Source organism: Methylobacterium oryzihabitans (assembly GCF_004004555.2).
GTDB lineage: Bacteria > Pseudomonadota > Alphaproteobacteria > Rhizobiales > Beijerinckiaceae > Methylobacterium > Methylobacterium oryzihabitans.
Genome location: NZ_SACP01000039.1, coordinates 1 through 20,950, shown reverse-complemented (window position 1 = coordinate 20,950; position 20,950 = coordinate 1). Strand labels below are relative to the sequence as shown.

The following is a 20,950-nucleotide window of genomic DNA, read 5'->3' as shown; positions in this document are numbered from 1 at the left end:
GGCTGAAAGCATGCGCCACCTCGCCTCCTGCCGTGCCGTCCTGGGCGCGCTCCTCCTCGGCAGCGCCCTGCCGCTCGCCGGTGCCGCCACCGCCCGGGAGATGCCCGCGGCCGGCACCGAGGCGGCGGCGCGCAAGGCCAATGTCGTCATCCTGGCGACCGGCGGCACCATCGCGGGCGCCGGGGCCGATGCCAGCAACAGCGCCACCTACCAGGCCGCCAAGGTGCCGGTGGACAAGCTGCTCGCCGCCGTGCCGGACCTGAACCAGCTCGCCAATGTCCGCGGCGAGCAGGTGTTCCAGATCGCCTCGGAGAGCTTCACCAACGCCCAGCTCGTCCAGCTCGCCAAGCGGGTCTCGGCGCTGCTGAAGCAGGACGACGTCGACGGCGTGGTCATTACCCACGGCACCGACACCCTCGAGGAGACCGCCCTGTTCCTCGACCTCGTGGTGAAGTCGGACAAGCCGATCGTCGTCGTCGGCTCGATGCGGCCCTCGACCGCGATGTCGGCCGACGGCACGCTCAACCTCTACGACGCGGTCGCCACCGCGGCGAGCCCGGCCTCGAAGGGCAAGGGCGTGCTCGTCACCATGAACGACGAGATCCAGTCCGGCCGCGACGTGACCAAGCGCGTCAACATCAAGCCGAGCGCGTTCTCCAGCCAATGGGGCCCGCTCGGCATGATCGTCGAGGGCAAGACCTACTACTTCCGCGCCCCGATCAAGCGGCACGGCACCTCGTCCGAGTTCGACATCGACGGCATCGAGACGCTGCCCGAGGTCGCGATCGTGTACGGCTCGGGCAACATGAACCCGGCGCCCTACGCCGCCGCGGTGCAGGCCGGCGCCAAGGCGATCGTCCATGCCGGCACCGGCAACGGCTCGGTCGCCGGCTACCTCGTCGACACCCTCAAGGACATCCGCGGCAAGGGCGTGCTGATCGTGCGCTCGTCGCGGGTCGGCGACGGCTTCGTGCTGCGCAACGCCGAGCAGCCCGACGACAAGTACGACTGGGTGGTGGCGCACGATTTCAACCCGCAGAAGGCCAAGATCCTCACCGCGGTCGCGCTCACCAAGACCAGCGACACCAAGGAATTGCAGCGCATCTTCTGGGAATACTGATAGGGTTTTCGGACGATTCGTTCCGAAAACCCTATCACCAGCCCGCGCGGCGTTTGAGCGAAGACGAGATCCGCATCGCGATAGCGACTGCAACGCAGTCGCCGAGCGATCATTCGGATTTCGTATGATCCTGCGCGGCGAACCACGCCGCGTAGGGCGTCGTGCGGGCCCTATGCCGGTTGTAGTCGGGGGCGCCGTCGGTCCACCAGGGCGGGCCGCGCTCGCCGAGGCCGCGCTTGGCCGCGTCGACCGCGGCGCGCGCCCGCGCCAGGGCCGCGCCGCCCTCCGGCTTCGCGGCCTTGACGGCGCGGCGCGCCGCCATCAGGTCGCGCACCAGCCGCTCGCGCTCAGGCTCCGGCAGATGCGGGTTCGTCCGCCGCCACAGGCGCCCGCGCACCACGAGGTAGCGTCCGTCGGGGGTCGTCAGCGGAGCGTTCACCTCGTCTCGCCTTTTTCCCGCCCGCACCGGCATCGGCCCGCCGGGCTTGAGGCGCCGTTAAGTGGCGCACGATTTCAATGGTGCCAAGAACGGCCGATGCCCGAACCGCCTCTCGGCGCCGCGGCCTCGCCTCACCCTCGGGGGGCTCCATGCACATCGTCGTCGTCGATCCGAGCCGGGTGGTCCTGAAGGTCATCGGCGGCCTGCTGACGCCTCGCGGCCACACGGTGGACACCTTCACCGATTCCCGCGAGGCCCTGGCCTTCGTCACCGACAACGCCTCGGTCACGGCGCTCATCACCAGCCTGGAGGTGCAGCCGATCACCGGGCTCGAACTGTGCTGGTCGGCCCGGCTGCTCGCGGACGCGCACCGGCCACTCTACATCATCACGATGTCGGCGGCGCGCAACGCCCGCAACCTGTCGGAGGTCCTCGACAGCGGCTCGGACGACTTCATCGACAAGCCGCCGAGCCCCGAGGAGCTGTTCGCCCGCCTGCGGGCGGCCGAGCGGCTGACCGGGATGCAGCAGGAGCTGATCCGCCTCGCCGAGACCGACTCGCTCACCGGGCTGCTCAACCGGCGCGCCTTCCTGCACCATGTCGGCGAGGCGACCGACCGCGCCGGCCCGCACGGCCGCCTCGCGCTGGTCCTCGCCGACATCGACCACTTCAAGGCGATCAACGACCTGCACGGCCACGACGTTGGCGACGTCGCGATCAAGGGCGTGGCCGGGGCGCTGGCGACCGAGCCCGGCGCCCTGGTCGGGCGGATCGGCGGCGAGGAATTCGCGGTCGCGCTGCCCGGCCGCACCCTGGAGGAGGGCGAGGCCGCCGCCGGCCGCCTGCGCCTGCGCTGCACGCAACTGCGCTTCAAGGGCAGCCGCGGCCCGGTCCAGCTCACGTCGAGCTTCGGGGTCAGCGCGTGGTCCGAGGGCGAGACGGTCGGGGGCCTGCTCAAGCGCGCCGACATCGCGCTCTACGAGGCGAAGTCGACCGGGCGCAACCGCGTCGTCTCGGCCGCCACCGACCTCGTCCTCGCCCGGGCCGGTTGAACCCGCCGTCCCGCATCGGGGCAGGGCGGCGCGCGCCAGGGTTGACGAACCCTTCACGCAATACGGCGCAGTCTCGCGGTCATGCGTCGTGGACTCGTTGCGTTCTCGGCCCTCACGCTATTCGGCCTGGGGCTGTCCGGATGCGCGCTCAACCGGTTTGAGCAGCGCGAACCCTGGCGGGATCAGGCCGAGGAGGCCTGCCTGTCGCGCAAGCTCGTGCAGGCGAGCGAGGACGTGGTCCCGATCAAGGAGATCGACGGGCCCGGCGTCTGCGGCATGCGCCAGCCGTTTCGGGTCACCCGCCTCGCCGGCGGCAGCGTGACCCTCAAGCAGCGCATGACGCTCGCCTGCCCGATCATCCCGGAGGTCGAGGCGTGGCTCGCCGGCACGGTGCAGCCGGCGGCCCAGATCTATTTCGGCCAGCCGGTGGTCGAGATGAATTCCGGCTCCTACGCCTGCCGCGGCCGCAACAACCAGGTCGGCGCCAAGCTGTCGGAGCATTCCTTCGGCAACGCCGTCGACGTCATGTCCTTCCGCTTCGCCGACGGGTACGTGGTCACGGTGAAGGGCGGCTGGCACGGCACCGAGGCCGAGCAGGGCTTCCTGCGCGAGGTTTTTCTCGGGGCGTGCAATCACTTCACCACGGTGCTGGCGCCGGGATCGAACGTCTACCACTACGACCACCTGCACCTCGACCTCGCCCGGCACGACCCGCGCGGGCTGCGCCGGATCTGCAAGCCGCTGATCAAGTTCCAGCCGCAGGTGCCGCCGCCGGGCTCGGCTTCGTCGCCGGTCCGCCGCAAGCCGCCGGCTTGGCAGCCCGCCCCCGATCCGGCGCCGATCGACGTCGAGGAGGACGACCCCGGCCGGACGGTGCCGATGAGCGCCCGGCCCTCGCCGACGAGCGTCGCCCGCAACCCCGCCCCCCTGCCGCCGGTCGTCCGCCAGGCGCCGGTCCAGGCCTATGCGGCGCCCCCGCCGCGCTCCTACCCCGAGCCGCTGCCCCTTGGCGGGCCGGCGCAGACCTGGACCTCGGGGCCGATCTACTGAGCCCGGACCTCGCCGCGTAGATCCGCCACCACCGCCCGGCGCTCGGCCTCGCCCTCCGCCAGCCGGTGGACGTGCATCTCGGTGGCGCCGCGGGCGCGGGCGCGGGTCATCCAGCCGCGCTGGAGGCGCTCCCGCGGGCTCTCTCCGGCGGCCGTGACGTCGAGGAGTTCGGCGACGCCGGCGCCGTCGCGCCGGACCGCGATCACCACCGCCTCGCCGAGTTCCGCCGGATCGTCCTCGACGCCGTGGATGCCGACGACGTAGCGCCGGCCCGAGCGGCCGCGCCACGCGCTCAGCGGCAGCCCCGGGGCGCCGCGCAGGTTCATCGTCGTCCGGAGCCGTTCCTCGCGCACGTCAGACCTCCTCGACCGCTCGTTCTCCAGGTCACGCATCGCCGTCGACCAGGACAGGGCTCGTTTGTTCGCCATTTGTTCCAACCTAGCAGGGATCGGAGATGCGTCAACCGGCGATCCGCCTCAGGAACAAAGTGGCAACGAACACCCTCCCGCGCAAGGGGCGGGAGGGTTTCGCGGGGGCGGAAATCGGTCCCCCGACGGCTCGAAATCGTGCGTCGGCCCGCCCGCCGATCACCCGCTACCCGAAACGGTGCCAGTGCCAGTGCGTGTGCCAGGTATAGTGGCGATGCCAGTGCCACGCGACGGGCCGGAAGACCGGACCGCCGAAGAAGGCCGGCCCGCCGAGATTGGGTCGGCAGGCGCCGTAGACGCCCTGGTGGAAGCCCGGGCCGCAGCCGTCGCGGGCCTCCGCCATGGTTCCGGTGCCGACGAGTGTACCGAGCGCGAGGATCGCGGCTCCTGCCATCTTCCAGCGCATTGTCGTCTCCCACGTCCCTGTGGACACCACGCCATCGTGGATGCAGGGAAAACGCGCAGGAAAATCAGATCGTTGCGGGATTACCGAGAGTTCATCCGGCGGTCAGCCGACGCTCATCCGGCGGTCGCCGGCCCGCGGGCGGCCCCCTGCGGCGCCGGCCGCGGGAAGCCCGGCGGCAGCAGGGCGTCGGAGGCGGCCTCGATCCGGTCCTGCACCTCCTGGAAGAAGGCCGCCCGCGGCAGGCCCGGCGGGATCGGCGGCAGGAACTCGATGATTGCGGTGCCGGGATGGCGCGCCAGCCGGTTGCGCGGCCAGAACAGGCCGGTGTTGAGGGCGACCGGCAGGCACGGCACCCCGAGCCGGTCGTAGAGATGGGCGACGCCGAACTTGTAGGCCGGGGCGGCGCCGGCCGGGCGGCGGGTGCCCTCCGGGAAGATGATGAGGCGGCGGCCGTCGCGCATCGCCCGCGCCGCCTCCTCGTTCATCAGCACCAGCGCCCGCGAGCCCTTGGAGCGGTCGATCGCCACCATCTCGCTGCGGCTGAGGAACCAGCCGAACAGCGGCAGCCACAGCAACTCGCGCTTGAGGATGTAGGCGAAGTTGTCGAGTACCGCGACGAGCGCGATCGTCTCCAGCGCCGACTGGTGCTTGGCCGCCACCAGGACGCCGCCCGGCGGGATGTGCGCGAGCCCGCGGAACTCGACCCGGATGCCGCAGATCGCCCGCAGCAGCACCAGGGTCGCCCGCGCCCAGGTCCGCGCCGTCCACAGCACGCCGCGGCGGCTCGCCAGGGTCGGCAGGCCGGCGATCATGATCGCGGCGGTCATGAGGTAGAAGGCGAGGTTGAACAGGAGCGAGCGGACGAGAAGCATGACGGTCCCTGGGGCGCGGCCCCCGCGCCGGCGCGGGCGGGGCCGTAAAGCCGTGGTGGCGGCCCGTCCCATAGCGCGGCGGGCCGGCGGCGGCCACTGCGGGGCAGCTTGCGGCCAGGGCAATCGCTCTGGAGCGATTGCCCTGCGGGCGCCCGCAGGGCGACGCTCGATGGCGGGTGCGAAGAGCACCCCGCGGAGCGGGTTCGAGAGGACGCATGTCCGCTCGAACGCAGAGCGGAGCGAAAGCCAAGTGAGCGAATGCGAACGCCGGCGCTTGAGGCCGAGCAAAAAGCCCAGGGCAATCGCTTTTAAGCGATCACCCTGGGCCTGCGGCATGTTCCGCCGCCGGGGCGGGGCGGCGCGGGCGCGGATTGCGCGACCGGCCCGGTTGGCGGCAGATGGAGGCAACGACCGCGCGCCGCAGGCGCGCCGACGACCTGGGAGGACCGACCGATGACCGCGAGCGCCAAGCCCAATCCCGGTTCGCAGCCGGAGGCCGGCGGCCCGGTGCCGGCCAACGCCAACCGGCCGGTGACGGGCCCGCGCGGGATCGCCGATCCCGACCCGGTCGAGACCGCCGACTGGCTCGCCTCGCTCGAATCGGTGCTGCGCCAGTCCGGCGCCGCCCGCGCCCGCTTCCTGCTCGACCAGCTCGACCGGAAGGCCAAGGAGATCGGCGTCGTCGACGAGGCGCCGCCCTACTCGCCCTACCGCAACAGCATCCCGCTGGAGAAGCAGCCGCCCTATCCGGGCGACCTCGACACCGAGGAGCGCCTGACCTCGATCATGCGCTGGAACGCGCTGGCGATGGTGGTGCGGGCCAACATGGCCTACGGCGAGCTCGGCGGCCACGTCGCCAGCTACGCCTCGGCGGCGGAGCTGTTCGAGGTCGGGTTCAACCACTTCTTCCAGGGCGGCGGCGAGAGCGGCAACGGCGACCTCGTGTTCTTCCAGCCGCATTCGGCGCCCGGTGTCTACGCCCGCGCCTTCCTCGAAGGGCGGCTGTCCGAGACCAACCTGAAGCACTACCGCCAGGAGATCGCCGGCGAGGGCCTGTGCTCCTACCCGCATCCGTGGCTGATGCCCGACTTCTGGCAGGTGCCGACCGGCTCGATGGGGATCGGGCCGATCAACGCGATCTATCAGGCGCGCTTCATGCGCTACCTCGACGACCGCGGGCTCGCCGACACCGCCGGGCGCCACGTCTGGGGCGTGTTCGGCGACGGCGAGATGGACGAGCCGGAATCGGTCGGCGCCCTGACGCTGGCGGCGCGGGAGAAACTCGACAACCTCACCTTCGTCATCAACTGCAACCTCCAGCGCCTCGACGGGCCGGTGCGCGGCAACGGCCAGATCATCCAGGAACTCGAGAGCGTCTTCCGCGGCGCCGGCTGGAACGTCGTCAAGGTGCTGTGGGGCTCGGAGTGGGACGCGATCTTCGCCCGCGACACCAACCACTCCCTGCTGCGCCGCTTCGCCGCCACCGTCGACGGCAAGTACCAGACCCTCGGCGCCAAGGACGGCGCCTACAACCTCGCCCACTTCTTCGGCGAGGACGACGAGGTCAAGGCGCTGGTCGCCCACATGTCCGACGTCGAGGTCGACCGGCTCAAGCGCGGCGGGCACGACTTCCGCAAGCTCTACGCGGCCTTCGCGGCGGCCAAGGCGACCAAGGGCCGCCCGACCGTGATCCTGGCCAAGACCAAGAAGGGCTACGGCATGGGCGGCGCCGGCGAGTCGCGCATGACCGCCCACCAGGCCAAGAAGCTCGACCTCGACGCCCTCAAGGCGTTCCGCGATCGTTTCGCCCTGCCGCTGACGGACGGGCAGGTCGAGGCGCTGGACTTCTACCGGCCGGCCGAGGACAGCCGCGAGCTGCGCTACCTGCGCGAGCGGCGCGAGGCGCTAGGCGGTCCGCTACCGCGGCGCCGGCGCACCGCCCCCCACGTCCCGGTGCCGGCGCTGGAGAGCTATGCCGGCTTCGCGCTCGACGCCGCCGGCAAGGAGATGTCGACCACGACCGCGGCGGTCCGGGTGCTCGGCGCGCTGCTCAAGAACCGCGAGCTCGGCCCGCGGATCGTGCCGATCGTCGCCGACGAGGCCCGCACCTTCGGCATGGCCAACCTGTTTCGGCAGGTCGGCATCTACTCGCCGGTCGGCCAGCTCTACGAGCCCGAGGATGCCGGCTCGATGCTGTACTACAAGGAGGCCCGCGACGGGCAGTTGCTCGAGGAGGGCATCACGGAAGCCGGCGCGCTGTCGTCCTGGGTCGCGGCGGCGACCGCCTACAGCGTCCACGGGCTGGCGATGCTGCCGGTCTACATCTACTACTCGATGTTCGGCTTCCAGCGGGTCGGCGACCTGATCTGGGCGGCGGCCGACCAGCGGGCGCGCGGCTTCCTCATCGGCGCCACGGCGGGCCGCACCACCCTCGGCGGCGAGGGCCTCCAGCACCAGGACGGGTCGAGCCACCTCGTCGCCTCGACGATCCCGAACTGCCGCGCCTACGACCCGGCCTTCGCCTACGAGATGGCGGTGATCCTCGACCACGGCGCCCGGGCGATGATGGAGGAGGACCGGGACGAGTTCTACTACGTCACGGCGATGAACGAGAACTACGCCCAGCCCTCGATGCCGGAGGGCGCGCGGGACAGCATCATCCGCGGGATGTACCGCTTTTCCGGCTACGGCGAGGGCGAGGCGGCGGTGCGGCTGCTCGGCTCCGGGGCGATCCTGCCCGAGGTGATCGCGGCGGCGGGGCTGCTCGCCTCGGACTGGGGCCTCGCCTCCGAGGTCCACAGCGTCACGAGCTTCAGCGAACTCGCCCGCGACGCCCGCGAGGCCGAGCGCGCGGCGATGTTCGAGGCGTCGCCCCGGCGCAGCCTCGTCGCCGAGGCGCTGGCCGGCCCGGCCCCGGTGGTCGCCGCGACCGACTACGTCCGCGCCTACCCGCAGCTCATCGCGTCCTACGTGCCGGCGCGGTTCGTGGCGCTCGGCACCGACGGCTTCGGCCGCAGCGACACCCGGAGCGCCCTCCGGGCGTTCTTCGAGGTCTCGCGCCACCACGTCGTGGTCGCGGCCCTCGCGGCGCTCGCCGAGACCGGCACGATCGAGCGCCACCGGGTCGGCGAGGCGGTGGCCCGCTACGGCCTGCGCACCGACGCCCCGGCGCCGTGGACGGTGTGAGGGGCGGGGCCGGGGCATCTCGCTGCGCGCTCGGCGCGAACCCTCCCCCCTCTGCGGGGGACGGTGGCGAACGGAGTGAGCGCAGCGGGACGAAGTCCCGCCGAGAGGGGAACCAAGGCTCCGGAGAGATCGCGACCGTCATGAAACCTACCTCATCCTGAACCGTCGCGGTCCCCTCTTGCGGGACTTCGTCCCGGCCCGCCCGGCCTCCGCCGGGCACTCTCCCCCGCGGAGGGGGGAGGGTCTGGCGGTAGCGCCCGGCCTCCGCCTCACCCCCCGCGGGGCGCCGGCGCCACGGCAGGCAGCCGCAGCAGCGCCCGCAGCCCCCGCGGCGTGCGGTTCTCCAGCACCAGCCGGCCGCCATGGGCCTCGGCGATGGCGTGAGCGATCGCCAGTCCGAGGCCGAAGCCGCCGGTGCCGCCGAGGGTACGGGCGCGGTCGCCGCGCACGAAGGGCCGGAGCATCGCGGCGCGCTCCTCCTCCGGGATGCCCGGCCCCTCGTCGAGCACCTCGACCGCGACCTCGCCCTCCCGCGCCGGGGCGAGGCGCACCACCGCGCCGCTGCCATACTTCACCGCGTTGTCGACGAGGTTGATGAGCGCCCGCTGCAGCGCCTCGGCCGAGCCCCGGGTCAGGGCCGGATGCAGGTCCTCGGCGCGCACGTCCTGGCCGATGTCCGAGAAGCCGTCGCACACCGTCTGGACCAGCGAGGCGAGGTCGACGAGCGCCGAGCTGGTGCGCGGCCCGCCGTCGCGCACGAAGGACAGGGCGGCATCGACCAGGGCGTTCATCTGGGCGAGGTCGGCCAGGATCTGACCGCGCAGCACCTCGTCCTCCAGGAACTCGGCCCGCAGGCGCAGGCGGGTGATCGGCGTGCGCAGGTCGTGGCTGATCGCCGCCAGCATGTGGGTGCGGTCGTCGAGGAGGCGGCTGACCCGGGCCCGCATCCGCCCGAGCGCCCGCGAGGCCGCCAGAACCTCCTCGGGGCCGGATTCCGGCAGCGGCGCGGGATCGGCCTCGCGCCCGAACGCCTCGGCGGCGTGGGCGAGCCGGCCGAGCGGCGCGGTGAGGGCGCGGGCGGCCCAGACCGAGAGCAGCGCCAGCGAGAGCGCGAGAAACGCCAGGGTGCTCAGCACGAAGCCGGTGATCGGCGGGCGGCGGTGGCGGGGCGGCGGCAACTGCGCCTCCACGCGCAGGTCGTCGGGACCGACGATGCGCAGCCGCATCGGCGCCGGCGGCGGCTCGCCGGGCTCGGCCTCGACGGTGTAGCCGTCGCCGAGGGCGGCGCGGATCTCGGCGACCTCCGGGGGCTCCGGCGGCCACGGCGAGGGGGTCGGCTCCGGCGGCGGCACGTCGTGCGCCAGCAGCGCGAGGTCGACCGCCGCGACCCCGCGCTGGGCCGCCGCGACGAGGAGCGGGCGCTGGTCCGCCGGCGCCGCCGCGATGACGTGGACGAGGGCGACGAGGCGGTTGCCGGGCGCGCCCGGGCGCTCGTCGAGGGCGCGGGCATCCGGCCGCAGCAGCAGGAACGGCACCCACAGCAGCAGGTGGGCGACGACGATCGAGGCCACGACCAGGACGGTGATCTGCCCGGCGATGCGCCGCGGCAGCAGCCGGCGCAAGGCGGTCGCGCCGGATCCCGGACCCGGAGGCGCGGCCTCTCTCACGCCTCGGCGAGGCCGGCGGTGACCGCCGGCGTGAACAGGTAGCCGCCCGAGCGGATCGTCTTGATCATCTCTGGGTTGCGCGGATCGCGCTCGATCTTCTGGCGGATGCGGCTGACGAGCACGTCGATGCTGCGCTCGAACGGGCCCGGCGCCCGCCCCTGGGTCAGGTCGAGGAGCTGGTCGCGGGACAGGACCCGGCCCGGGCGCAGGCACAGCGCGTGCAGCAGGTCGAACTCGGCGCCGGTGAGGGAGACCTGGGCCCCGTCCGGGTCGAGGAGCTGGCGCAGGCCGGAATCGAGCACGAAGCCGCAGAAGCCGAAGCGCCGCACGCCGTCGTCGAGCCCGGCCGGGCCGCCGCCCCGGCGCAGGATCGCCCGGATGCGGGCGAGCAGCTCGCGCGGGTTGAACGGCTTGGCGAGGTAGTCGTCCGCGCCGATCTCCAGCCCGACGATGCGGTCGACCTCCTCGCCCTTGGCGGTGAGCATCAGGATCGGCACCGACGAGATCGCCCGCAGCCGGCGGCAGATGCTCAGCCCGTCCTCGCCGGGCAGCATCAGGTCGAGGACGATGAGGTCGACCCGCGCGTCGGCGAGCACCCGGTCCATCTCGCGCCCGTCGCCGGCCTGCGACACCCGCAGGTCGTTGCCGCGCAGGTAGCGCGCGACGAGGGTGCTGATCTCCCGGTCGTCCTCGACGACGAGGATGTGGGGGCTGGCCGTCATGGGTTGCGCGGGCTGCCGGGCGGAGGGGTGTCCGGGCCGGGACTATGCCGCAGCCGCGCCGCCGCTTGAAGGCGCGAAAGTGATTCCGGTTGTTGCTGCCGCGGAAGGCCCCGGCTGGATCGCGGCGGCCGGGCGGGTTACCCGTGGGCGGCGAGCGCGGGCCGTAGAGCCCGCACCGGGCATCCGCCCGCCACCCTGGAGACCCGCCATGCAGAGCCAGAACCGGCTGTTCGACGACTTCGCCCGCCTGATGACCGACGCCGCCGGGGCCGCCCAGGGGGTGCGCCGCGAGGCCGAGACGATGGTCCGGGCCCAGATGGAGCGCGTGCTGCGCGACCTCGACGTGGCGACCCGCGAGGAGGTCGACGTGCTGCGCGACCTCGTCTCCGCCCTGCGCACCCAGAACGAGGCCCTGGCGGCCCGGGTCGCGGCCCTGGAGGCGGCCGGCGGCAAGGTGGATGTCAAGCCGGACACCAAGCCGACCCGGGCCCGGGGCACCACCGCCGGCGCCTGACCCGGACGCGGGAATCCCGACCCCGCGCGGGATCCCGCACGGACGTTCCGTCGACGTCCCGGAGGCGGGCCGGCCATGCACAGGAAGCTTCGGTGGATAGACCCCCCTCCCGCGGTGCCGGGCCGGGGTTTCCGCTTTGAGCCGGCGGAGTCGCCCGGGCTATAGTGGGTCACGCCCTGATTCGCCCCCCGCTCGTGGAGAGACGTCGTAGGCTTAAGCTTGTCGCTGATCCGCGCACGAGGTGCGAAGATTTCGATCGGCCCGAGACCGGCACGGCTCATCGCCGCATGACGCATCGCTCTCCTGCCCGGACGAGCCAAGTTTGGACCGCCATGAACCCTCTTCAGATCGACGATCCGGACCGTGCCGAGCATCCGCTCGACGTCGTCGAACGGCTCGCCTCGGGGCAGGACTGGGCCTTCGACCGCGCCGAGGCGGACGAGATGTCGATCAGCGTGGCCGGCCAGTGGGCCGAGTACCACGTCGCCTATACCTGGATCGGCGACATGGAGGCGCTGCACGTCGCCTCGGCCTTCGACCTGCGGGTGCCGGAGCGCCGGCGCAACGAGGTGCTGCGGCTGCTCTCGCTCATCAACGAGCAGCTCTGGATCGGGCATTTCGACCTGTGGAACAGCGAGGACGTGGTGATGTTCCGCCACGCCCTGCTGCTCACCGGCGGCGCCGAGCCGACCCAGCGCCAGTGCGAGATGATGCTCAAATCCGCCGTCGAGGCCTGCGAGCGCTACTTCCAGGCGTTCCAGTTCGTGATCTGGGCCGGCAAGTCGGCCCGCGAATCCCTCGACGCGGTGCTGTTCGAGACCGAGGGCGAGGCGTGAGCCCCGCCCTGCCCGCCTCCCTCGTCCTGGTCGGGGCCGGCAAGATGGGCGGGGCGATGCTCGACGGCTGGCTCGCCGCCGGGCTGGAGCCCGCCCGCGTCACCGTGATCGATCCGGGCCTCCCGCCCGAGGCCGCGGAGGCCTGGGCCGCGCGCGGCGTGAGGCTCGACCCCGCCGGCGCGGGCGAGCCCGACGCCGTGGTGCTCGCGGTCAAGCCGCAGGGCCTCGACGCCGCCGCCGGCGCGGTGGCGCCGCTCGCCGGGCCCGGCACCCTCGTGGTCTCGGTCCTGGCCGGCAAGACCATCGCCGACCTGAAGGGCCGCCTGCCGCGGGCGCGGGCGGTGGTGCGGGCGATGCCGAACCTGCCGGCGAGCATCGGCCGCGGCGCCACCGGGGCGGTCGCGAGCCCGGAGGTGAGCGCGGACCAGCGCCGCACCGCCGACGCGCTGCTCTCGGCCAACGGCCTCGTCGAATGGGTCGTCGACGAGGGGCTGATCGACGCCGTGACGGCCGTGTCGGGCTCCGGCCCGGCCTACGTGTTCCTCCTCGCCGAGACCCTGGCCGAGGCGGGCGTCGCCGCGGGCCTGCCCCCGGAGACCGCCGCGCGCCTCGCCCGGCAGACCGTCGCGGGGGCGGGCGAACTGCTGGGCCGCAGCGCGGCCGAGGCGGCGGAGCTGCGCCGGAACGTGACCTCCCCCGGCGGCACCACCGCGGCGGCGCTCGGCGTGCTGATGGCCGGCGACGGCCTTGCCCCCCTGATGCGCGAGGCGGTGGCGGCGGCGCAGCGCCGGGCGCGGGAACTCGCGGGCTAAAGCGGGTCCTTTCGTCCCGCCCCCTGCCGGTTCCGCCCTCCCCTGCCTACATGACCGGCATGACGGACGGCCTGAAGCCAGCGGAGGCAGCCCCATGGTGACGACACCCGAGACGACGCCGGACCCGGTTCCCGACTCGAACTCCTCCAAGTCGGGTTCGGCCAAGGCGGACCCGGCCAAGACGAACTCGGCCAAGACGGACTCGTCCAACTCGAAGACGGGCCGCCCGCCCCGGGAGGCGATCGTCGAGGCGCTGATGCGGCTCGCCGCCGAGCAGCCGTGGAGCGACATCGAGATCACCGACATCGCCCGCGAGGCCGGGGTGAGCCTCGCCGAGTTCCGCGACGCCTTCCCGTCGAAGGGTGCGGTGCTCGGCGGCTTCGCCCGCATGATCGACGCCAAGGTGCTGGCCGAATCGAGCGACGACCTCGCCGACGAGCCGCCGCGGGAGCGGCTGTTCGACGTGCTGATGCGCCGCCTCGACGCGATGACGCCCTACAAGCCGGCCCTGCGGCGGATCGCGTTCGCCCTGCGCGGCGACCCGCTCGCCCTCGCGGCGCTCAACGGCGTCGCGCTCAACTCGCAGCGCTTCATGCTCGCCTCCGCCGGCATCGCCACCGAGGGACCGCTCGGCGGGCTCAAGCTCCAGGGCACGGTGATCGCCTTCGCCCGCACGATGGAGACGTGGCTCGACGACGACGACCCGTCGCTCGCCCGCACCATGGCGCGGCTCGACCGCGAGATCCGCAACGGCGAGCGGTTCATGGAGCGGGCCGACGACGTGCGCCGGTTCACCGCGCCGTTCCGGGCGCTCGGCCGCACCCTGATGGAACGCCGCCGCAATCCACGCCGGCGCGACCCCGAGGACGAGCAGGACCGCGATCCGGCCGCCGCGATCTGAGTCGTTTTCCGGAAGATTCCTTCCGGAAAACGACTCGCGAGCCCGCGCGGTGGAGCCGGAGGCTCCACACGCATGAGCGAAGCCGATTTTCGCATCGCGACAGCGATCCCGCAGGGAGCGCCGAGCGATCAATCGAAATCGTATGACGCGGAGCCGGTGGAAAGCGGGGGCGGTTTCGCCCCGGCACCCCTGCGGCCCGGGCCGCAGGCTCCCTTTTCATCGGAATCATCCTAGATTTGGAGGATGGCGGGATCGGGTTCCGCCCGTTCTCCCGGGAAGGTTCCCCAGATGCTCGACATGCCGCAGCGCCCGCCCCTGGCGCCGTCCCTGGCCGACCAGCCGCGCTACACCGCGACGGCGCAGGTGCTGCACTGGCTCACCGCCCTCCTCGTCCTGGCGGTGCTGCCCCTCGCCTGGGTGGCGGTCAGCCTGCCGCGGGACTCGGCCTGGAAGGGCTACGTCTTCACGATGCACAAGTCGGTCGGCATCACGATCTTCGCGATCGTCGCCGTCCGCATCCTGTGGCGGGCCTTCAACCCGGCCCCGCCCGAGGTCTACGTGCCGCGCACCCTCACCGTGCTCGGCCGCATCAACCACTGGCTGCTCTACGCGATCTTCCTCGCGATGCCGGTCAGCGGCTACCTGCTGTCGGCGGCGGCCGGCAACGTGACCCAGTACTTCTACCTCTTCCCGATCCCGGCACTGCCGAAGGACGAGGCGCTGTCGAGCGTCGCGCGGCAGATCCATCTCGCCGGCCAGTTCGCGGTCTACGCCCTGGTCGCTCTGCACGTGCTGGCCACCGCCTGGCACGTCGCGATCCGCCGCGACGGCCTGCTCGGGCGGATGCTGCCGCGCCAGGACGTGTAGCCGGGGCGCCGGTCAGGCCGCCCGCCGCACGTCCTCCAGCACCGTCGCGAGGTGGCGCAGGAAGCGGGCGGCGGCGGCGCCGTCGACCACCCGGTGGTCCCACGACAGGCTGAGCGGCAGGATCAGCCGCGGCTGGAACAGCGCCCCGTCCCAGACCGGCTCGATCCGGGAGCGGGCGGCGCCGAGGATCGCCACCTCGGGCGCGTTGATGATCGGCGTGAAGCCGTCGCCGCCGATGCCGCCGAGCGACGACACCGAAAAGCTCCCGCCCTGCATCTCGGCCGGCGCCAGCGTCCCGGCGCGGGCCTTCTCCGCCAGAACCGCCATCTCGTCGGCGATCTGGCCGAGCCCCTTGCGGTCGGCGTCGCGCACCACCGGCACCAGCAGCCCGCGCGGCGTGTCGGCGGCGAAGCCGACATGGACGTACTCGCGCAGGATCAGGTCGGCGCCGTCGAGAACGGCGTTGAAGCGCGGGAAGGCCCGCAGCGCCACCGCCGACGCCTTGATGAGGAAGGCGACCATCGTGATCTTGGCCGCCCCCGGCCGGGCGTCGCCGTTGAGGGCGACCCGGAGCGCCTCGGTCTCGGTGACGTCGGCGTGGTCGAAGTTGGTGACGTGCGGGATCTGGGCCCAGTTGCGCGCCAGCACGGCGCCGGAGATCTGCTGGATGCGCGACAGCGACTCGCGCCGCACCGGCCCGAACCGCGCCGGGTCGGGCGTCGGGGCCGCGGGTGCGGGCGGGACCGGCGCCGCCGGAGCGGGCGATGCCGGCTGGGGTGTAGGCGGTGCGTCGAAGGCGCCGCGCACGAAGGCCTGCACGTCCTCGCGCAGCACCCGTCCGGCCGGACCGCTGGGCCGGACCGCGTCGAGGGCGACGCCGAGTTCCCGGGCATAGGCGCGGACCGAGGGCGAGGCGTGGACCTCGCCGCCGGTGCCCGGCACCGGCGGGGCAGCGGCGGGCGGCGTGGCCGGGGCGGGCACCGGAATCGGCGGCTCGGGGGCGGGCGGGGCGGCGGGGACCGGCCCGGGCGCCTCGCCGGTCACGTCGACGGTCACGATCGGCGTGCCGGTCGACACCCGATCGCCGACCGCGACCAGCCACTCGGCGACGATTCCGGCGACCGGCGAGGGCACCTCCATCGTCGCCTTGTCCGATTCGATGCTGACGAGCAGGTCGTCGACGGCGATCCGGTCGCCGGGCTTCGCCAGGAGTTCGATCACCGGGACGTCCTTGAAGTCGCCGATGTCGGGCAGGGCCACCTGGAGGCGGGAGGTCATGGGAACCGGCTCTCGTTCGCGTCGCGGGGTCGGGTCGGGGACGAGGCCGCGCCGCGGGAGCCGCCCGATCCGCGAAGGGCGATCGGGACGGGGGCGCTGTCCTTCCCCGGAGCGCCGGCCCGTTGCGCGGCCGGTCGCGGGTGTCATCAGTTTTTTGAAGCAGGCCGTCCTACGCGCCGCGGCCGACCCTCCCCCCTCTGCGGGGGAGGGTGGCGAGCGAGGCGATCGCAGCGGGACGTAGTCCCGCCGAGAGGGGCGCCACGCTTCCGGAAGGTCGCGGCCTTGATGAAGAGCGCTACGTTCTGAAACGTCGCGTTCCCCTCTCCCGCCCGGCCTCCGCCGGGCACCCTCCCCCGCAGAGGGAGGAGGGTTCGGCCGGCACCGTCCGGCTCACACCGCCTTGCGGGCGGGCGCCGTCTCATCCGGCTTCTTCGGATGCGGCAGCACGACCGGGGTCGGCGAGGCCGGCTGGATCGGCGCGGTGCCGGCGGTCGCGGGCTTCGGACCGGCCGTGTCCTTGCCGTTCGCCAGCGGGGCCGCAGCCGGAGGCACGCTCGCCGCGGCGGGCGCAGGCGCCGGAGCCGGTGCGGGAGCGGCGGGAGCCGCCGGCGGCAGCGGCTTGGCCGGTGCCCCGAGAACCTCCGGCGCGGCGGGCTCCGGGTCGTGGTCGTGGTCGTCGCCGGGAACCGCGGCGAGGAGTTCGGGCGGGGTCTGCCACACGAAGGCGTCGAGCCGGCCCGAGACCGGCGAGACCGGCGCCCAGCGCTCCGAGACGAAGCCGTCGGCGCACCAGGCCGGATCGCGCTGGGCGTTGGCGGCGCGCGACTGCCACTCGCGGGCGCGGACGCTGCCGCGGCCGTTCTCGGCCTCCTCGATCTCGGCCATCAGCCGGTAGACGCGCCGTGTCGGGCCGTCGGTGAGGAGCGGCGCCAGCACGTCGCGGGCGCGGCCGAATTCCCGCGCCTCCAGGGCGGCCCGGGCGATGGCGAAGCGCGATTCCGGGTGCCACGACGACAGCCGCGCGAGGGTCTCGGCCCGGGCGAGGCGGTCGCGGCTCGAATCACCCGTCCGCAATTCGAGATAGACCTTGGCGAGGTCGGGATGCGGGTTGGCGCGCCACGCCGCCTCGACCACGCGGGCGCCGCGCTTGAGGTCGCCGCGGCGGGCGAGCAGGCGGCCGGCCACCGCCGCCGCCGGCACCAGTTCGGGGGCGAGCTTCGTCGCCTCGCGGGCCTGGGCGAGGGCTCGCTCCGGGTCGCCGGCCTCGCGGTCGAGGGCGCTGGCGGTGAGCAGCACCGCCCGCTGGCGCCGCGCCGCGGCCTTGTCGACGAGGCCGCCGGAGGTGCGGCGGGCGAGCTGGTCGAGGGCGCCGTCCCAGTCGCGGTCGGCGCATTGCGCCTCCAGCACCGCCTCGTTGGCCCAGGACACGCTCGGGGCGAGGCGCGCCGCCTCCAGGGCGTAGGCCCGGGCGGTGCCCTCGTCGTTCTGCCGCCGCGCCTCGACGAACAGGCCGCGCAGGCCGAGCACCCGGGTCTCCGGGTCGTCGACCATGCGCTGGAACGCCCGCTCGGCCCCGGCGCGGTCGCCGGAGATCTGCGCCGCCTGGGCCTTGAGCAGCAGCGCCAGCGGCTCGTGGCCGAGCAGGCGCTCGGCCTCGCCGGCGTGGCGGCGGGCCGCGATCGGGTCGCCGGAGCCGACCGCGACCATGCCGCGCGACAGGGCGGCGTAGCCGCGGGCCCGGCGCCGCTCGCGCCCGGCGCGGGTCATCCGCTCGGGCAGGTGCAGGACGCCGCGGACGATCGCCCAGACGAAGCCGAGGACCACCGCGAGGACCAGGACGCCGACCAGCGCCGCCGCGAGGCTGGTCGCCAGCTCGTAGCCGCCCCAGGTCACGGTCACGACGCCGGGGCGGTCGGCGAGCCAGACCGCCCCGAAGGCGGCCAGGGCCAGAAGGGCCAGGAAGGCGAGAGCGCGCCACATCGGTCGATCAACTCCTCAAGGTCTGCCCCGCCCGTCAGGGGCCGCGGGGCGGGGCAGCGGCCCCTGGATCCATGGTGCGCCGGACCGGGCGCCGACGGAGCGCCGCCGGTCCGGCCGTGCGGGGTGGTGCGAACGGAGCCGCAGGCTCCGCAGGTCAGCGGGTCGGCGTGCCGGTCAGGCCGCCGAAGGTCGAGGCCAGCAGCGAGCGGGCGGCGTCGCCGGCGGCGGCGCGGGCCTTCAGCCGCTTGCCGAACTCGGCGGCGGCGTCGCGGCTTGCCGCAGGCAGGGCGTCGAAGGCCTTGACCGCGTCGGGGATCGCGCCGCGGTCGAGCGCCTCCTGCACCCGCGCCACGCCGGTCTCCTCGGGGGCGGCTGCCGCGGACGCCCCGGCGCCGGGGGCGGGGCTGCCGACCTTGCGCACCGAGACGATCGACTCGGCCATGCTGGACAGGCGGTCGGTGAAGCTGCCGCGCTCGGCCACCGCCCGCTGCTGCGCCGCCTTGGCGTCGGCCTCGATCTTCGCCGCCACCGGCTGGAACTCCTGCGCCAGCCGGGCCGCGGTGGGCGCGCCGTTCGCCGCGTAGGGTTCGAGGGCGGCGAGGTTGGCGCCCGGCCCGGGATCGAGCTGCCTGAGCGCCGCGAGGGCGTCGGCGTAGGGGGTGCCGAAGGCGAGCGCCCCGGCGATCCGGTCGGCCGCGACCACCCGCAGGCCGGCCTTGAGCGCGCCGGCATCCGCCCGCCCGGAGACGTCCTTGGCGAGGTCGGCGAGGCGCTGGTCCTGCGCCTTGCCCTGGGCCTCGAGCGCCTGCTTCAGCCCGTCGAGGCGCTGGCCGAGCGCCTTGTCGGTCTCCTGGATCGCCGTCTGGTTGGCGCTGGCGCGGTTGCCGATCTCGGTCTGGAACGCCTTGAGGCCGCGGTCGAGCCCGTCGAGGCGGGTCCCCAGCCCGGCCGCGTCCGCGACCCGGCCCTGGAGCCCCGAGACCGCCTGGGACAGCCCGTCGAGCTTCGCGCGCAGCTCCGGATTGTCGATCCGGCCCTGCAGCTCGGCGAGGCGCTTGTCGAGGCCGTCGAACCGGGCCTGGAGCGCCGCCGAGGCGGGGGCGGCGGCCACAGGAGCCGGTGGCGTCGGGGCGGGCGCCGGAACCGGCGCGGGGGTGGGCGCCGGCACGGGAGCCGGCACCGCCTCGGCCTTCTTCAGGGCCTCGGCGGCCCGTTCGGAGGCGGCCTGGGCCGCGGCCTCGGCGCCGCGCACCGCGTCCGGCAGCGGCCGCAGGGCGGTCTCGGCGGCGGCGACCCGGCGGTCGAGGGCCTGGACGCTCTCGCGCGGCGCCAGCGCGGCGAGGCGCTGGTCGAGGGCGGCGAGACGCTGATCGCTCGCCGTCGTGTCGGGGGCGAGCGCCTTCAGGTTGAGGCCGTAGGCCGGCCCGTAGACGAGGGCGGCGTAGAGCAGGCCGGCGCCCGCGACCCCGCCGAGCAGCGAGGCGGCCAGCACCGAGCCGAAGCCGGGACCGCGGCGGACCGGGGCAGCGGCCGGGGTCGCGGCCTTCGGCGGGTCGGCCGGAAGGCCGGATTCGGTCTTCGCCGGTCCGGGCTTGCCCGGTTCGGCCTTGCCGGCAGCCGGGCCGGAGGCCGGCACCGTGGCGGGCTTGGGTCCGGTCGCGCCGGCCGGCACGGTGCCGCCCGGGGGCGTCGCACCGGTGGGCGGAACGCCGGGCTTGAGGGCCTCGCCGGGCTTGAGGGTTTCGCCGGGCTTGGCACCGGCCGGCGTCCCCGCCGGCGGCACGACGCCGGGCTTCGGCGCAATGGTCGAGGAGATGGACGACGAGGACGAGGCCGAGGAAGCGGCCGCGGGCTTGGGCGGCTCGCCCGGCTTCGGCGGGGTCGCGGCGGTCGCGCCCGGGGCCGGGGTGGCCGTGCCCGGCGTGCCCGTGCCCGGAGCGGGCTTCGGCGCGTCCTTGCCCGGCTCGGCCGGCTTGTCGCCGGGCTTCGAGGCGGCGGCTCCGGCGGTGGCCGTGGTGCCGAGCGGCGTGCCCGCCGGCCCGGTGGACGGCGCCGCGGCTGGCCTGCCGTCGCCGGGCCGCGTCTCGCCCGGCTTCGGCGGCGGGGCGCCGGGGCCCTTGCCGGCCGTTGCGGAGTCCGGCGCCTTGGCCGCCTCCGGACCCTTGGCGCCTGTCGGCGCGGGCCCGGCGGTCGCTCCCTTGGGCGTCTCGCCGATCCGGTTCGCCTTCAGGTCGATGATCGGTCCGTCGGCCGGGTTGTCGCCCCGGCCGCCGGGACGGTTGCGGGCATCCTTCGGGTCCTTGTCGGATGGGGTCACGGCCGAAGTTCCTCACGACTGCGTTGGGGCCGGGGGTCGGGCGACCGCCCCCCGGTCCGGTTGTGCCGCGGCTCGGGCGGACGGGGTCCGCCGGCGTCCGGCCGCGCTCTGATCCGTCGTCCTTAGCATCGCTGCCCGCCGGTGCGCGAGACCGGACGGACGACCGACATGCCGCGGCGGCCGGAGAACAGCGCGTCCAGAAGCGCGTCCTCCTCCGGCCTTGCCGCGACGACATGGGACGCCACGCCCGCGGCGACCAGGGGGGCGGCGACGTCCGCCGACAGGCAGGCATGGACCAGCCGGGCGAAGGCGGCGCCGTGCCCGGCGGCCTCGGCGAGGCCGAGCGCGACCGCGGCGCTGCGGCGGGAATAGTGCAGGACGGCATCGAGGCACCCGTCGCGCAGGGCGTCGGCGACCGCCTCCGGCAGGGCCGGCAGCGCCCGCGCCGCGTAGGCGGTCCAGGCCGCGACGCGGTAGCCGGCGGCCGCCAGCGTCGCCGCGGG

General features: G+C 74.3%; 19 protein-coding genes. 9 read left to right on the top strand and 10 right to left on the bottom strand.

The genetic code is table 11. The features are described 5' to 3' along the window. Positions 1–10 precede the first annotated feature (10 nt). Positions 11–1,120, top strand: coding sequence for a type II asparaginase (locus tag EOE48_RS25545; RefSeq protein WP_127733701.1), 1,110 nt, complete (start codon positions 11–13; stop codon positions 1,118–1,120). Between the two features lie 109 nt (positions 1,121–1,229). On the opposite strand, the gene EOE48_RS25540 is transcribed toward EOE48_RS25545, so the two are convergent. Continuing rightward, a complete protein-coding gene (locus EOE48_RS25540; RefSeq protein ID WP_246154874.1) occupies positions 1,230–1,559 on the bottom strand; it encodes a hypothetical protein in 330 nt (109 codons plus the stop codon). A gap of 149 nt (positions 1,560–1,708) precedes the next feature. Between EOE48_RS25540 and EOE48_RS25535 the strand changes: the two genes are divergently transcribed. Then, positions 1,709–2,611, top strand: coding sequence for a GGDEF domain-containing response regulator (locus EOE48_RS25535; RefSeq protein WP_127733699.1), 903 nt, complete (start codon positions 1,709–1,711; stop codon positions 2,609–2,611). Between the two features lie 81 nt (positions 2,612–2,692). Next, on the top strand, positions 2,693–3,661 hold the full coding sequence (locus tag EOE48_RS25530; RefSeq protein WP_127733698.1) for an extensin-like domain-containing protein: 969 nt from the start codon (positions 2,693–2,695) through the stop codon (positions 3,659–3,661). Here the strand turns inward: EOE48_RS25530 and EOE48_RS25525 are convergent. From EOE48_RS25525 to EOE48_RS25515, 3 genes are all read right to left on the bottom strand, one after another. Beyond that, the gene (locus EOE48_RS25525) at positions 3,655–4,089 is read right to left on the bottom strand and encodes a hypothetical protein (protein ID WP_187371550.1); all 435 of its coding nucleotides are present in this window, start codon (positions 4,087–4,089) and stop codon (positions 3,655–3,657) included. The two genes, EOE48_RS25530 and EOE48_RS25525, sit on opposite strands and share 7 nt — an antisense overlap. Before the next feature lie 166 nt (positions 4,090–4,255). Further along, positions 4,256–4,495, bottom strand: coding sequence for a GCG_CRPN prefix-to-repeats domain-containing protein (locus EOE48_RS25520; RefSeq protein WP_127733697.1), 240 nt, complete (start codon positions 4,493–4,495; stop codon positions 4,256–4,258). 113 nt (positions 4,496–4,608) lie between these two features. Next, entirely contained in the window at positions 4,609–5,367 is a 759-nt protein-coding gene (locus tag EOE48_RS25515; protein WP_127733696.1) for a lysophospholipid acyltransferase family protein, read from the bottom strand. Positions 5,368–5,820: 453 nt separating this feature from the next. Between EOE48_RS25515 and mdeB the strand changes: the two genes are divergently transcribed. Further along, positions 5,821–8,553, top strand: a complete 2,733-nt coding sequence (gene mdeB, locus EOE48_RS25510; protein ID WP_127733695.1) for an alpha-ketoglutarate dehydrogenase — start codon at positions 5,821–5,823, stop codon at positions 8,551–8,553. A 269-nt stretch (positions 8,554–8,822) separates the two neighbouring features. Here the strand turns inward: mdeB and EOE48_RS25505 are convergent, their stop codons facing one another. Further along, positions 8,823–10,175 carry an ATP-binding protein gene (locus EOE48_RS25505; RefSeq protein WP_127733694.1) on the bottom strand — a complete coding sequence of 451 codons (1,353 nt, stop codon included), beginning with the start codon at positions 10,173–10,175 and terminating at the stop codon, positions 8,823–8,825. Positions 10,176–10,216: 41 nt separating this feature from the next. After that, on the bottom strand, positions 10,217–10,942 hold the full coding sequence (locus EOE48_RS25500; protein ID WP_127733693.1) for a response regulator: 726 nt from the start codon (positions 10,940–10,942) through the stop codon (positions 10,217–10,219). 208 nt (positions 10,943–11,150) lie between these two features. Between EOE48_RS25500 and EOE48_RS25495 the strand changes: the two genes are divergently transcribed. The 5 genes from EOE48_RS25495 (at position 11,151) to EOE48_RS25475 (ending at position 14,872) form a co-directional block, all read left to right on the top strand. Beyond that, entirely contained in the window at positions 11,151–11,456 is a 306-nt protein-coding gene (locus tag EOE48_RS25495) for an accessory factor UbiK family protein (RefSeq protein WP_127733692.1), read from the top strand. Between the two features lie 332 nt (positions 11,457–11,788). Continuing rightward, positions 11,789–12,292, top strand: coding sequence for a type III secretion system chaperone family protein (locus tag EOE48_RS29645; RefSeq protein WP_210249601.1), 504 nt, complete (start codon positions 11,789–11,791; stop codon positions 12,290–12,292). A 44-nt stretch (positions 12,293–12,336) separates the two neighbouring features. After that, on the top strand, positions 12,337–13,104 hold the full coding sequence (gene proC, locus EOE48_RS25485) for a pyrroline-5-carboxylate reductase (RefSeq protein WP_210249602.1): 768 nt from the start codon (positions 12,337–12,339) through the stop codon (positions 13,102–13,104). A 94-nt stretch (positions 13,105–13,198) separates the two neighbouring features. Continuing rightward, positions 13,199–14,005: a TetR/AcrR family transcriptional regulator gene (locus EOE48_RS25480; RefSeq protein ID WP_127733689.1), complete on the top strand. Its 807-nt coding sequence runs from the start codon at positions 13,199–13,201 to the stop codon at positions 14,003–14,005. A 288-nt stretch (positions 14,006–14,293) separates the two neighbouring features. Beyond that, complete coding sequence (locus EOE48_RS25475; protein ID WP_127733688.1) at positions 14,294–14,872, top strand: cytochrome b; 579 nt, start codon at positions 14,294–14,296, stop codon at positions 14,870–14,872. A 12-nt stretch (positions 14,873–14,884) separates the two neighbouring features. Here EOE48_RS25475 and EOE48_RS25470 read toward each other — a convergent pair whose 3' ends face one another. The 4 genes from EOE48_RS25470 to EOE48_RS25455 all read right to left on the bottom strand — a co-directional run. Beyond that, positions 14,885–16,150, bottom strand: a complete 1,266-nt coding sequence (locus EOE48_RS25470) for a 2-oxo acid dehydrogenase subunit E2 (RefSeq protein WP_127733687.1) — start codon at positions 16,148–16,150, stop codon at positions 14,885–14,887. Positions 16,151–16,540: 390 nt separating this feature from the next. Continuing rightward, positions 16,541–18,130: a heme biosynthesis protein HemY gene (locus tag EOE48_RS25465; RefSeq protein WP_127733686.1), complete on the bottom strand. Its 1,590-nt coding sequence runs from the start codon at positions 18,128–18,130 to the stop codon at positions 16,541–16,543. A 154-nt stretch (positions 18,131–18,284) separates the two neighbouring features. Beyond that, a complete protein-coding gene (locus tag EOE48_RS25460) occupies positions 18,285–20,447 on the bottom strand; it encodes a COG4223 family protein (RefSeq protein ID WP_127733685.1) in 2,163 nt (720 codons plus the stop codon). Between the two features lie 122 nt (positions 20,448–20,569). Next, positions 20,570–20,950, bottom strand: a 381-nt coding sequence (locus EOE48_RS25455; RefSeq protein ID WP_187371549.1) for a uroporphyrinogen-III synthase, incomplete at its 5' end; no start/stop codon positions are given.

What these genes read in the sequence shown, in the direction of transcription:
- EOE48_RS25545 (WP_127733701.1), top strand. Translation starts at nt 11, where the DNA reads ATGCGCCACCTCGCCTCCTGCCGTGCCGTCCTGGGCGCGCTCCTCCTC.
- EOE48_RS25535 (WP_127733699.1), top strand. Translation starts at nt 1,709, where the DNA reads ATGCACATCGTCGTCGTCGATCCGAGCCGGGTGGTCCTGAAGGTCATC.
- EOE48_RS25530 (WP_127733698.1), top strand. Translation starts at nt 2,693, where the DNA reads ATGCGTCGTGGACTCGTTGCGTTCTCGGCCCTCACGCTATTCGGCCTG.
- EOE48_RS25525 (WP_187371550.1), bottom strand. Translation starts at nt 4,089, where the DNA reads ATGGCGAACAAACGAGCCCTGTCCTGGTCGACGGCGATGCGTGACCTG.
- EOE48_RS25520 (WP_127733697.1), bottom strand. Translation starts at nt 4,495, where the DNA reads ATGCGCTGGAAGATGGCAGGAGCCGCGATCCTCGCGCTCGGTACACTC.
- EOE48_RS25515 (WP_127733696.1), bottom strand. Translation starts at nt 5,367, where the DNA reads ATGCTTCTCGTCCGCTCGCTCCTGTTCAACCTCGCCTTCTACCTCATG.
- mdeB (WP_127733695.1), top strand. Translation starts at nt 5,821, where the DNA reads ATGACCGCGAGCGCCAAGCCCAATCCCGGTTCGCAGCCGGAGGCCGGC.
- EOE48_RS25500 (WP_127733693.1), bottom strand. Translation starts at nt 10,942, where the DNA reads ATGACGGCCAGCCCCCACATCCTCGTCGTCGAGGACGACCGGGAGATC.
- EOE48_RS25495 (WP_127733692.1), top strand. Translation starts at nt 11,151, where the DNA reads ATGCAGAGCCAGAACCGGCTGTTCGACGACTTCGCCCGCCTGATGACC.
- EOE48_RS29645 (WP_210249601.1), top strand. Translation starts at nt 11,789, where the DNA reads ATGAACCCTCTTCAGATCGACGATCCGGACCGTGCCGAGCATCCGCTC.
- proC (WP_210249602.1), top strand. Translation starts at nt 12,337, where the DNA reads ATGGGCGGGGCGATGCTCGACGGCTGGCTCGCCGCCGGGCTGGAGCCC.
- EOE48_RS25480 (WP_127733689.1), top strand. Translation starts at nt 13,199, where the DNA reads ATGGTGACGACACCCGAGACGACGCCGGACCCGGTTCCCGACTCGAAC.
- EOE48_RS25475 (WP_127733688.1), top strand. Translation starts at nt 14,294, where the DNA reads ATGCTCGACATGCCGCAGCGCCCGCCCCTGGCGCCGTCCCTGGCCGAC.
- EOE48_RS25470 (WP_127733687.1), bottom strand. Translation starts at nt 16,150, where the DNA reads ATGACCTCCCGCCTCCAGGTGGCCCTGCCCGACATCGGCGACTTCAAG.
- EOE48_RS25465 (WP_127733686.1), bottom strand. Translation starts at nt 18,130, where the DNA reads ATGTGGCGCGCTCTCGCCTTCCTGGCCCTTCTGGCCCTGGCCGCCTTC.